Below are 11,805 nucleotides of genomic sequence, written 5' to 3'. Positions count from 1 at the left end.
GGACGCGGAAGCTTTGCCTACAGGGACGTAGGTAAGGGGCGTGAGCAGGACGATAGAACGATGCTTTAACAAGATTTCCCCACCTACTTGTTGAATAAGTTACTGCACGTTAGCACCAGTTTTTGAATGCTTAGTACTAAGGTGTTTGCTTTTTGTGCAAGTCGTGGCATGTTATAAATTATTAGACTAACGCACGGCTGTATTTTTATATTCATTTACAATAAAATACTGAAAAATTCATAGAAACTCTGTTTTTATTGGTTCTTTTGTATTGTTTTTAGAGGTCGAGTTACGTTCAATGAGGTTTTTTTCAGTTACAGCCTTATTAACCACGGTATTTTTCGCGATTTGGTGCATAACGGTATTCGTTATTTTCCGATTTGAACAGCCAGTTTTGGCACAATTTGGCTATACACTGTTTGCGGGGTTTTCTGCGGCAGCATACTTAGTAAAAAGTACCAAATTAAAACAAGCCTTTGCATGTATTTCTCTGGCGAGCATGGTGCTTGTCGGTTCGCTTTTTCAGCTCGATATAGAGGTTATTGAAGAAGTTTATATTCTGATCCCGCTGCTTTACGTGATGACGTTTCCCGGTTCACTGTTTCCTATCTTAGCGGCGTTTTTATTGTTAACCGCTTATATTCCTTCTTTTAGCAGTGCAATATTTGCAGATGTACTTGAAGATGCCGCTGAACTGATATTTATTACGATTTTTGCAACGATTATGGCATTTTTTCAAAAACGATCTCGCGATCAAATGAAGTTGTTCCGTAAAGAAAGCTACACCGACTACCTTACCGGATTGTCTAATCGTAAGCACTTTTTAGAAACACTCGCGCGTTGTATCAGTCAATGTGAACACAATAAACAGTTAAACTTTGCCCTGTTAGTGGTTGATTTAGATGGCTTTAAAAACTTAAATGATCGCATCGGCCACATCGCCGGGGATTCTGCACTTAAACTTGTAGCGAATCGATTTGCTACATTAGCTAATGATGATTATCGCGTTTTTCGAACAGGCGGCGACGAGTTTGCCTTTATTTGTCTGCCGAAAGAAGATGTAAAGCCTTACGCAACATCACTTGCGCAGCAAATTATTGCGCAAAGTAAATCGCGTTATGTGTGTAAAGAAAAGAAATACACGCTAAGCGCAAGTATCGGCATCGCGATTATGCCAAATGATGCGCAAGATTCAGAAACGCTCTGTTCGTATACCGACTTGGCGATGTATAAAGCCAAACGAGAGGGTAAAAATACCTATTATTTTTACCAACCTTCACTTAGCGAAAGCGCTACACGCCGTTACACGCTCGAAACCGACCTTAAAAGTGCAATACAAAATGGCCAAATGTCACTCTATTATCAGCCTAAAGTATGCGCAAAAAACAGCGTGATTATGTCGGCAGAAGCATTATTGCGTTGGCACCATCCGTCATTGGGTTTTATCAGTCCTTGCGAGTTTATTCCAATTGCAGAGCAAACAGGCCAAATAATCGCAATTGGTAATTGGGTGATTAAAGAAGCCAGCATACAAGCGTTAAAGTGGCAACAGGTCGCACATTTTGAACGTATTGCGGTTAATGTATCGGCCATTCAACTGGCACAAGATGATTTTATTGAGCAAACGCTTGCAACATTAAATGAAACAGGCTGCTCGCCATCACTCATTGAAATTGAGCAAACTGAAAGTGCACTGATGGACAATATGCAAGAAAATATTCAAGTTCTTAGCGCATTAAAGCAGGCTGGTTTTACACTTTCTCTTGATGACTTTGGTACGGCTTACTCTTCATTAAGTCAACTTAGTCAGTTACCGATCGACGTACTTAAAATCGATAAAAGCTTTGTTGATAACTGCGCCACTTGCGAAAGAGCGCATATGGTGGTTAAAACCATTATTCAATTAGCCAATAACTTAGGTATGCACACCATTGCAGAAGGTGTAGAAACACAGGCACAGTTAGATGTGCTAAACAGCGAAGGTTGCTACATGTATCAGGGATATTATTTTGCTAAACCTTTGCCACAAAATGAATTTGAACAGATGCTTGAAAGCCAATCTTTGGCGCGAGTAGGTACTCACTAATCTAGGCCTTTTGGCGTGTTAAACGTTTAGCTTTTCACTAATTAAGTAAAAAGCACGGCAAATAAAAAGCTGTGTTTCCCCTAACCCAAATTATGTTTACTCGGGACTTTAGTTGCGTCTAATAATTTAGAAAACTCATTACTTGAGCCGAGCAGTGATTCTTTAATGTCGCGCCATTCATGGCGATGATGACCAAATTGGTCTTGCCATAAGGCAATCGTTGGCTGATCTGGCTTAAACACGGTGCAGCCGCGCTTTATAAACTCTTGTTCACAGCTTGATTCGATGTGACTGATATTATTTAGCTGAGATAAAAAGGTTTTTTCAGCGGCATCGTTCACTGCTAAACGCAGCGTTCGCGGTAAGGTGTTAAGCCATTTTTGACTGACTACGTTGACCCAAGTATCTGGCACAGAATTAAGTTGCGTAATGGTGGCGATTTCGTCACGTAAATTATTAGGACCTGCATACAAGCCAACTATTCCGGGGTCGAGCACGTGAAACTTGCCTACGCGTGCCATTGCTGCCACGTTTGCCCAATTAACTTCAACAATATGTGCATCGGTCATGCTGTAAAAGTGTTTAAGCACCTTACTTGCGGGTATGCGCAGGACTTTATTTTTAAGGTCGGTAGGGACCTTAATAACTGTGTTTGTGCGTTTTGTGGTACTGAGTGTGCGCCCGCCTGTAATGTAGTGATATAAAATAGCCAATTTGCCTTGCTTTGCTATTTTTTCAATGACGTTTTGCTGCCAGTATGGTGAGCTGATGAGATTTAACAAGGCTTGATTGTCACCTGCCCAAAATGGAATGTTTAGAATATCTAGAAGTGGTAACGCGCGCGATAAATTAGCAACCGAAATAAGTGCTGCATCAACGCGTCCGCGCGATACCGCAGCCATAAGATCGGTGCCAATACCCATAGCCCCTTGTCCTTGAATATCAACATATATCTTGCCTTGTGACAGGGCTTGAATATTACGTTTAAACTCGATGTGTAAATGTGGAACGAATGAGGCATCTGAGGTGTGATAGGGCGATGCGAATACTAAGGTGTGTTCACTGCGCTGTTTAATTTCGTTGTCTTGTGCCAAATCGTCGGCATTTGGTAGGGTTGTTGCTGCGTTTAAATAGCCAACCTGAAAAAGCGAGCTTGCAACAAGCGCGCTCGACGATTTGATAAAATAACGACGTGATATTGGCATACTTCAAGTTTAGCCAAGTTCAGAATGCTTTCAATGCGCGCTAGGGCAGTTGTCTTTGCTAGTCAGATACATCTTTAATCGTAAACGATTCAAAAATCTCCTCTTCTTGCTCTAGTTTTTCTGCCCACGCGGTTACGCCATCAAGTGATAGATTAGGCCCTGCCACATAACGTGACACGCTGTCATCTTCACTGATCGCAAATTCAATTAGGTATCGTTTAGTTGTCATCATATTGCCACCGATGATTTATATGCTCATCTTTTGGTTTACCCGTTTTTGATTACAAATTAATGACACAGTTTGAAGAAATTTTAAACAACTATTTTTACCTCCTGTTTACATTTGTTATCGAAGCTGCAAACCCCTTGCTCTGTATGGCCTACAGCAGGCTCAATCGAGATTTAAATAGAGTTTTGACTCTAAATGTAAGGAAATTGTAAAAATAATACTTTAAAGTAGCGCGGCAATAATTTCAAAAAGTTGCACAGGAAGCAGTATACAAAGGATGGTATTGATTTGAATTTTTAATAAAAACAAATGGATAACCATGAATCTCTCACGCTTAAAAATCGTAACATCAATTATTGTTGCAAGTTATGCAACACAATCGCTGGCAGCAGCACCTGAAAATTACTATCAATCGGCTGATCAATCTTCGCCAACTAACCTAAAACAAAGCCTACATAACATCATTAAAGGGCATACTAAAATTCCGTATACCTCATCAAGCACCGACACTTGGGATGTACTGGAAATTGCGGATCAAGATCCGGCAAATAGTAATAACGTGATTGATGTGTATAAAAACGCGAGCTATGCAAAAGTTGGCGGCGGCAACACTCAGTATAATCGCGAACACAGTTGGCCAAAGTCGTACGGCTTTCCAAGTGACGGCAGCAATAATTACCCTTACACAGATTTGCACCATTTGTTTATTGCCGATAGCAGTTATAACTCAAGCCGCAGTAATAAACCGTATGCAACGTGCAGCGATGCAGCGTGCATTGTAAAAGCAACGGAGCTTAACAATAATCGCGGCGGTGGCTCAGATGATATTAACTTAACGCTGGGTTCGGGTGCGACGGGAGCATGGCAAACGTGGCCTGCACGCCGTGGTGATGTAGCGCGTGCACTTATGTACTTAGCAGTGCGTTATGAAGGTGGTAGTCACTCAGTCACAGGGGTGTTAGAACCTGACCTTATTCTGACCGATGACCGCATGTTAATTGAGGGCTCAAAAACAGGTGGCAATGAAGCGATTGCTTACATGGGACTAAAATCAACTTTGCTGGCATGGCATAAAGCCGATCCCGTAGACAGTTTTGAAACGCGCCGAAACGACGCAATCTTTGAGCATCAAGGTAATCGCAATCCATTTATTGACCATCCAGAATTTGTTGCATGTGTATTTGAAAGCAGTTGTTCAGGTGAAGGCCCTGATACTGGCACACCGACCACACCAAGTGACAGCACGCCTTGGATTAACGAGCTTCATTATGACAATGACGGCACCGACGTAAACGAAGGTGTTGAAATTGCAGGTGCCGCGGGCATTGATTTGAGCGGTTGGTCGCTGGTGGCATACAATGGCAATGGTGGCAGCGCTTATAAAACCGTAAGTTTATCGGGCGTACTTGCAGATCAGCAGGGCGGTTTCGGCACGCAATTTTTTGCGATTGCAGGTTTGCAAAATGGCGCGGCTGATGGCCTCGCACTGATAAATTCGAAAAACGAAGTGGTGCAATTTTTAAGCTACGAAGGCAGTTTAACAGCAACAGATGGCCCAGCTAATGGATTAACATCGACAGATATTGGTATGGCTGAAAATACCAGCACCGCAGTTGGCATGTCGTTACAGCTTAAAGGTACAGGCAAAGTGTATAGTGACTTTAGTTGGCACTTGGCATCGGCTACATCAAATAAAGTAAATTCAGGTCAAACATTTGAAGGTGATAGCACAACACCAACTGAGCCTGCGCAGTCAGTATTTACCAATACGACATCAACGGCAATTCCAGATAACGCGTCAGTAACATCAAACTTAGCGGTAACGCGTTTTGGCAGTGCCAACACTATTACGGTTGATGTAGATATAACCCATACCTATCGCGGTGATATTAGTTTGGTGTTAATTGCTCCCGACGGCAATGAGTTTACGCTTAAAAGTAAAAATGGCTCAGACTCTGCTAATGACGTAAAAGCGCAATACGCAGTATCAACCTCATCGGTTGCAAACGGCGAGTGGCAGCTACGCGTAGAAGACAACTATCGTAAAGATACGGGCACACTAAACAGTTGGTCAATTACCTTTAACTAACGGTGCTTATAGTTAGATAAATCAAAATGCTAGAAAAAAAGCGCCAATGACATCTGGCGCTTTTTTTGTATTAACTTAATGCATTAGCTTGGTATTTGCGTCACTAATCATGTTATTTAAAAAATCGACCACAGTATAATCAGTACCGCCATTTTTTTTATACAGCGTTAGCGCGTGTGAAAACCCCTCTTTTGCTTTTAAGTATTGCCCTGCTCGCATATAAGCGAAGGCTAAACTTTGATGTGCATAGGCTACTTTAGGGTTGTGTTTAACAAAGTAGTTTAATGTTTCGAACGCTTGTTCATTGCGGCCTAATTCTAGTTGCTGTGATGAAAATTGTGCTAGCACGCTGTGCGGAATATCAACCGTATAACCATACTTTTTAGAAAGCCCTTCATAGTAGTCAATAATCGGTGATACATCGCCGTATTTTGCAAGCTCTTCACTTGGACTATATTTGAAGTCGTTAAAGAGGTAAGTGAGGCCGGCGTATATTGCAGGGTAGACAGAAGACTCATGGGTGTGTTCAGCCAAATGTTGATATTGCCACTGAAATGAATTTGGTGCATGGCTTTTTAAGTTAGCGAGAATACGCATCATGTGGGCATAGTATCGCCCAGGTTCACTTGCCAGTGTGATAAATAGGTTTTTTGCCAGTGTTAATTCTTTAATAGACGCAAAATTACTGTCAATCTCAGCGTCTCCCCACCATGGCGCAGGGCTAATTACAAGATAATTAGTAAATAGGTCTGGGTTAGACAACAAAGTATGTAAGCTAAAAACGCCCCCATTCGAATGACCAATTAAAGTCCGGTTTGGCAAGGTTGAATAATGTGAGTCGATATAAGTAAACACTTCTGTCATTAAGAAGGTTTGAAATTTTTCTGACCACCGAAACGGGGAAACTTTTGTTTGATAAATTGTTGTTGGTTACTTTGCGCTTCGCCTTTGATGGGAGGTAAGTAATCACGAACGCGAATACTGGTTGGAATTGCAACAACAATTGACTCTGGAATCGCTTTTGTTGCACTTAAAGAGCTTACTACCCCAATGGTCGGTATAAAGTAAAACTCACCATCAAGAACATAAATTACAGGGTACCTGTTAGTTGCATCGTAGTTTTTTGGTAAGTAAACGAGTAGTTCGCGTTGCTCCTTCAACACTTCAGATTGAATTGTTATTTTGTTTCCGACAGTAAGTTGTTCATTAGTTATTTGTTGTGATTGGCTACTTGCACTAAATAGTGAAATTAACAGTAAACATAAACGGATCATAAGCTTCCTTCAATTTGTTTTTAAACTTATGCTACGATAAGAATTTTCCGCTATAAACAGAATGTTAAGTACTGATTTTAGCCTGATTTCTCACTGATTTTTGCAGTATTTGAATGAATAAACAGCAATTTTGGTTAAGTGATTATTTTATTGACCTGTCACGCAATCAAATTACCTATAAAAACAACACCACTAATTTGCAGCCAAAAGTAATGGCGGTATTACATGTGCTAGCAAGGCAACAAGGGCAAGTTGTTTCCTTTGAAAGTTTGATGGCAGAAGTGTGGCCAAATACCGTAGTGACGAGCAATACGTTGCAACGGTGTATATCGCAATTACGAAAAGTGTTTAATGATAGTCAGCAGGAAGTCATCCGTACTCATGCAAAAAGCGGGTATAGCCTTGAAATACCAATCGTTAAGAGAAAAATACCGCGTGTCTTTTTAGCTACACGATATCTAGTGGCAATGCTATGCGTTTTCACTACCGTCTTGTTAATCAATTTTTTGTCGCACTCTAATGACGAAAACCACCATGCTTTTTCTAAAGTGAGTGCGGTTACCAATACAGACGACAACGAATCTGATGCGAGTTATTCACCAAGTGGTCGTTACATTGCGTATCTAAAGAACATTAATGCATGTGAAAGTGAAATTTGGTTAAAAGACACAACAACATTCGAATCGCACCAGTTAACCAAAAAAGCGGGAGTATATGGCCAGCCGAATTGGTCGCCTAATGGTAAACATTTGGTGTTTTCTCAGCGAAATTTATGCCCAACAAATAACAAGCCGGTACGCCAAGAGTTTTGTTGGTCAGTCGCACAAATAACCTTAGACACATTACCAAACTCACCTTTTGAGGCAGCGCCGCTACTCGATTGTGCACCAAACTTTATTCGACAGGTGAATTGGATAAGCGATGAAACAGCGGTTTTATTGCAAGAACGAGCAGGGGTAATGGGGCTTTATACGCTTAGTCGTGATGACCAGCAACCTAAGTTGTTATATTCAAACGCAGATAAAGAAATTTATAGTTTCACTTATAATGATGCGTCTCAGCAATATTCATTATTAGCCATAAATCGCCAGGAGCAGCACTATTTAATCCATCTAAATAGAGAGGGAAATCAGCTCAGTGAATACCCATTGCAGCTGCCTGCTGATGTTGAATCTTATACTGCGTTTCAAATTAAATTGCACCCCACAGAAGCGTATTTCATTACGAGCACAAATCAGGGGATCTTTAAGATAAGTCAAAAAGGCGTGTTTTCACCATTATTCACGTCATCGCGTTTTACTTTGCAATCGCCAAGTTACCACCCAAACGGAAAATCTGTGATTGCGACGGAAATAAATGCCGACACTGATATTGCCTATATTCCGTTTGATAAAATGACCCATGATAAACCTATTAACGAACTTAGTTTCACCCTTGCGCGCTCAAACGCGAGTGATGATATGGCACGTTTTCAACCGTCTGGTGATTTAATCTTATGGAGTTCGAAACGTGAAGGTGTACGCCGAATTTGGTTGAGCCACCACCAAAATCAAAACTCAAAAGCCCAGTTACTGCCAAAACAAACGGATTCTATGTATGGAAAATCGGCAGTGTGGTCACCAAACGGTAAACACGTTGCGAGTTTAACTAATAATAAAATTGAACTGGTTGCGCTTAACGGGCAAAAGCAAGTTATAAACATACCTTTTTTAGTTAGTGGAATATTGCAGTGGACAAGTGACAATAACTTACTGTTAAAAGGGCGAAATGACGGGCTTGAAGCGCTTTATGTGTACGACATAGCATCAGAGCAATATCAAACATTGAGCACGCAGCCCGTGTATTGGGCGCATATGATAAATAAAACAAGCTATGTCTATTTAAATGATGAGCTTGTATTTTATTATGTAAAAAATGGTGTAGCGCAAACCCTTGATTTACCGAAAGGGCAGTTTGAACGCCCCTATTTTGCGCTATTTGATAATAAAATTTATGGTATAAACGCTCAGCACGAACTGTGGAGCTACTCATTAACGACTCATAAAAAGCAAACGCTTGCTCAGTTGTCAGACTCTGCACGTTATGTCAGCGATGTTAATGAGCAGGGCGTGTTGCTTACCGTGATGAAAAAATTTAGCAAAGAGTTAGTACAACTTCATTAGTTTAAGAAAATAAAAGCGTTTTCTTAAACGTGGGAAGAATGCGTTGTTACTGCAAAAAATAGCAGCACGGACAACGCTTGGTGAATGCTTGCTGGTAGGGCGAGCTAGTTTGCGAGCTTAATTGAGTTAGACAATTTTTATAAAATACGAGAGCAAATCTCATTGTTCAAATGGTTGTATTCTTGGCATAACAACTTTAATTTAGGCTGTGCATCAGGATTTCCTGACTCATATGCGGTATTTAGCCAATATATAGCTGAACCAATATTTTTATCTGTACCTTCACCATCAATGTACATATTTGCCAAATTAATTTGAGCCCAAGTTTCACCTGATTCAGCCCCTTTCTTAAATAAAGCAAAGGCTGTATCAATATCTCCCAATTGATAAGATTCAACAGCACTTTCATTAAACTCTTGTAGGTTGTAAGTGGGTTGTATCAATTTCATTTTTTGTTCTTCTAAAACGAGACCGCCAAAAAGATAACGCCCTGTAGGCCTCATTAATTCAATAATTGATCCATTTTCTGATAATGTTTGTAGCTCTGAAATACTAAGGGTTCTGATTTCATTTAAAAAATAATTGTCAATCATTAAGGTGTCGAGTCGAATAGCCTTAATAAGATCTTTTTTATATCGATAACTCGTTGAACCTATTTGATAACTAACTTCTGAATCATTTATATTGATTATCTTCGCAATAGCATAATCAAAGCGTGTTTTTGGCTCACCAGAGAGTTGTGACGTTGAAAAGATGAAGAAGTCGTTGTCTTGGAGAGAAGCTATAAGAAATTGCTGATATTTGCTTTGATTATGAATGTAATAATAAGCGCTTAAAGAGGTAAAGAATAACAGTCCAAGAGTTATTAATACTTTGTTTTTTATGAATACTTTCAATTTATGTTCTCCCTAACAAACTATTAGAGACAATAAATTTAAATTCACATTAGATCAAATAAAGTTTACTTTTAGCCATTCATTATTAAATCAAACAAGGAAAAGTTATGAAGTTTTTTGCCAATTCTTTAATTCTAATAATTATTATATTTAGTAGCTTTTGTTCTGCCAAAGAAACTGAATCTAAATCATGCCCTAACTTAAACGATGTGATTGAAACCTATCAAACCTCAGTGTCACAAAAAGATGAGCAAGCGTTTTTAAATTTGTTTCTCTCCTATTCAATACCTTGGGTTGGTGTTAATCCTGCCAAAAGACAAGGAAATCTTCCAAGTAATGAAGGTCTTGTATATGGCGCTGTACCAGGTTTTACCAATTGGCTTGTAAATTCAGGTATCAAATTTGAAGAAACAATGTCCGATATCAAAATAAACACTGATGGCAATGTCGCCAGTATTTTTTATAAATATGAGTTCTTACTCGACGATAAATTATATTCAACAGGATCTGTCAGTTGGTCTTTAATTAAAACTGCGAATTGCTGGAAGATTGCCTCTAAGATCTATTCTGAAAATAGGTAATCAATAGTATTTATTAAACACCACCTATCAAGTTAGAGAATCAGCCATGTAATTTTGTAGGAATCTAAATTATAAGGCTGGTTATTTAGTAACATTCAGGCCATTTTTGATTTCTGAATCGTTAATAATAAGTTATTGTACGTCAGCCTTTCGCTCATTACTGCTGAATACATAAATTAATTCAAAGGGTTATTTTCTAAAATGGCCACAAAGAGCGCCTAGTTTGTTTGATAGTAAAAGCTGCTATCGGAGACTTTTTGAACAATATTATACTCCAAGCCTATATGGTTATAATCGCCTGAATTTGGAATATTTGATTTGTGGTTAATTACGACTCCCCAATGGTTATCACTTATCCCTCCAAAGATTATGTTGATACTTTCTTCATTTGCCTTCGCGATTGCAGCAACATTATACTTCGCCATTATGTCTCTAAGAGCCTTGGTAACTTCAGATAATGCTAGTAGATTTGGAGCATCTTCTGGCTTGGACAGTTTATAGTCACCAGAAGGAATAAATCCTGCTTGTTTGGTTGGGTAGTAGGTAATAAGCTGTGTTGGACTATAAAACGTATTATTGACGCGAAAAACATGAGGTGCCGTTTGCTGGACAATATATAGATTTGTATTTTGCCTCAACATTTCTAATTCGCTCTTTGAATCGACTAAAAACTGATTTATCAGCTCAATTCTTTCTTTTGTACATTTTTGCTTCTTACATATTGAAATACTTGGTAAATTTGAAAGCTGCTTCTCACTAATATTCAAAAATCTACTTCCTAATACTCCAAAATTAAAATTTGCAAAGGCTTGCTTATCGTTATTGTTGACGAAATTTGTTGGATGAATGTCTAGCAAACTGAAAGGGAAAAATGAAGGAAGATAAGCTAGCTGTTTATCTGTTTTAGGCAGCATCTCGTTAGCATGTTTAAGCAGTTTTCGGTATTCGAGATCAATGTCTTCGGTGAAATAGGGCGGTGTATTTCCATAAGCTGAATTCGCACTGATTAAAATGCAACATAATAAAAAAGCTCTAAACATTTGTTATTTTAAATCCCTGTAAAATTAAGAACCATTATGATTCGGCATCATATTGTAATATAACAATAAAAATAGGAACAGGTCTTGCGCTTTTCATGCTGATTCAAGTTTTATCTATGTTAGCTTTTGCTTATTTCCGTCAGAAACATAATTAAAATCAGAGGGGTACTTTCGCGAAGAGCCTACAACTGACATTCGTGTTCCCCCAAATAAACGGTAATAAATAGTTTACTAACATTTGTC

General features: G+C 39.2%; 10 protein-coding genes. 4 read left to right on the top strand and 6 right to left on the bottom strand.

Annotated elements, in window-relative coordinates:
* Nucleotides 1-298 precede the first annotated feature (298 nt).
* Entirely contained in the window at nt 299-2,086 is a 1,788-nt protein-coding gene (locus C2M30_RS13480) for a putative bifunctional diguanylate cyclase/phosphodiesterase (protein WP_105171993.1), read from the top strand.
* A gap of 80 nt (nt 2,087-2,166) precedes the next feature.
* Here the strand turns inward: C2M30_RS13480 and C2M30_RS13475 are convergent, their stop codons facing one another.
* On the bottom strand, nt 2,167-3,291 hold the full coding sequence (locus C2M30_RS13475; protein ID WP_105171992.1) for a TRAP transporter substrate-binding protein: 1,125 nt from the start codon (nt 3,289-3,291) through the stop codon (nt 2,167-2,169).
* A gap of 58 nt (nt 3,292-3,349) precedes the next feature.
* Nucleotides 3,350-3,523, bottom strand: a complete 174-nt coding sequence (locus C2M30_RS21500; protein ID WP_158683439.1) for a hypothetical protein — start codon at nt 3,521-3,523, stop codon at nt 3,350-3,352.
* Between the two features lie 316 nt (nt 3,524-3,839).
* Here C2M30_RS21500 and C2M30_RS13470 point away from each other — a divergent pair, with 316 nt between their 5' ends.
* Nucleotides 3,840-5,609, top strand: coding sequence for an endonuclease (locus tag C2M30_RS13470; protein ID WP_105171991.1), 1,770 nt, complete (start codon nt 3,840-3,842; stop codon nt 5,607-5,609).
* 75 nt (nt 5,610-5,684) lie between these two features.
* Here C2M30_RS13470 and C2M30_RS13465 read toward each other — a convergent pair whose 3' ends face one another.
* Together C2M30_RS13465 and C2M30_RS21970 are read right to left on the bottom strand one after the other, a co-directional pair.
* Nucleotides 5,685-6,473, bottom strand: a complete 789-nt coding sequence (locus C2M30_RS13465) for an alpha/beta hydrolase-fold protein (RefSeq protein WP_267894204.1) — start codon at nt 6,471-6,473, stop codon at nt 5,685-5,687.
* Entirely contained in the window at nt 6,473-6,883 is a 411-nt protein-coding gene (locus tag C2M30_RS21970; protein ID WP_105171989.1) for an alpha/beta hydrolase-fold protein, read from the bottom strand. Before C2M30_RS21970 ends, C2M30_RS13465 begins: the two co-directional genes overlap by 1 nt.
* Before the next feature lie 113 nt (nt 6,884-6,996).
* Between C2M30_RS21970 and C2M30_RS13455 the strand changes: the two genes are divergently transcribed.
* Complete coding sequence (locus tag C2M30_RS13455; protein WP_105171988.1) at nt 6,997-9,045, top strand: winged helix-turn-helix domain-containing protein; 2,049 nt, start codon at nt 6,997-6,999, stop codon at nt 9,043-9,045.
* Nucleotides 9,046-9,182: 137 nt separating this feature from the next.
* Here the strand turns inward: C2M30_RS13455 and C2M30_RS13450 are convergent, their stop codons facing one another.
* Nucleotides 9,183-9,941 (bottom strand): tetratricopeptide repeat protein, encoded by a 759-nt coding sequence (locus C2M30_RS13450; protein WP_105171987.1) that lies wholly within the window; start codon nt 9,939-9,941, stop codon nt 9,183-9,185.
* Between the two features lie 107 nt (nt 9,942-10,048).
* Between C2M30_RS13450 and C2M30_RS13445 the strand changes: the two genes are divergently transcribed.
* Nucleotides 10,049-10,522 (top strand): hypothetical protein, encoded by a 474-nt coding sequence (locus C2M30_RS13445; RefSeq protein WP_105171986.1) that lies wholly within the window; start codon nt 10,049-10,051, stop codon nt 10,520-10,522.
* Nucleotides 10,523-10,740: 218 nt separating this feature from the next.
* Here C2M30_RS13445 and C2M30_RS13440 read toward each other — a convergent pair whose 3' ends face one another.
* Nucleotides 10,741-11,562, bottom strand: coding sequence for a hypothetical protein (locus tag C2M30_RS13440; RefSeq protein ID WP_234004735.1), 822 nt, complete (start codon nt 11,560-11,562; stop codon nt 10,741-10,743).
* Between the last annotated feature and the right edge of the window lie 243 nt (nt 11,563-11,805).

Origin of the sequence: Pseudoalteromonas sp. T1lg24 (assembly GCF_002964745.1) — a bacterium.
GTDB classification, from domain to species: Bacteria; Pseudomonadota; Gammaproteobacteria; order Enterobacterales; family Alteromonadaceae; genus Pseudoalteromonas; species Pseudoalteromonas spongiae.
This window is presented reverse-complemented; position numbering and strand designations above follow the sequence as displayed.

What these genes read in the sequence shown, in the direction of transcription:
- C2M30_RS13475 (WP_105171992.1), bottom strand. Translation starts at nt 3,291, where the DNA reads ATGCCAATATCACGTCGTTATTTTATCAAATCGTCGAGCGCGCTTGTT.
- C2M30_RS13455 (WP_105171988.1), top strand. Translation starts at nt 6,997, where the DNA reads ATGAATAAACAGCAATTTTGGTTAAGTGATTATTTTATTGACCTGTCA.
- C2M30_RS13480 (WP_105171993.1), top strand. Translation starts at nt 299, where the DNA reads ATGAGGTTTTTTTCAGTTACAGCCTTATTAACCACGGTATTTTTCGCG.
- C2M30_RS13440 (WP_234004735.1), bottom strand. Translation starts at nt 11,562, where the DNA reads ATGTTTAGAGCTTTTTTATTATGTTGCATTTTAATCAGTGCGAATTCA.
- C2M30_RS13470 (WP_105171991.1), top strand. Translation starts at nt 3,840, where the DNA reads ATGAATCTCTCACGCTTAAAAATCGTAACATCAATTATTGTTGCAAGT.
- C2M30_RS21970 (WP_105171989.1), bottom strand. Translation starts at nt 6,883, where the DNA reads ATGATCCGTTTATGTTTACTGTTAATTTCACTATTTAGTGCAAGTAGC.
- C2M30_RS13445 (WP_105171986.1), top strand. Translation starts at nt 10,049, where the DNA reads ATGAAGTTTTTTGCCAATTCTTTAATTCTAATAATTATTATATTTAGT.
- C2M30_RS13465 (WP_267894204.1), bottom strand. Translation starts at nt 6,473, where the DNA reads ATGACAGAAGTGTTTACTTATATCGACTCACATTATTCAACCTTGCCA.
- C2M30_RS21500 (WP_158683439.1), bottom strand. Translation starts at nt 3,523, where the DNA reads ATGATGACAACTAAACGATACCTAATTGAATTTGCGATCAGTGAAGAT.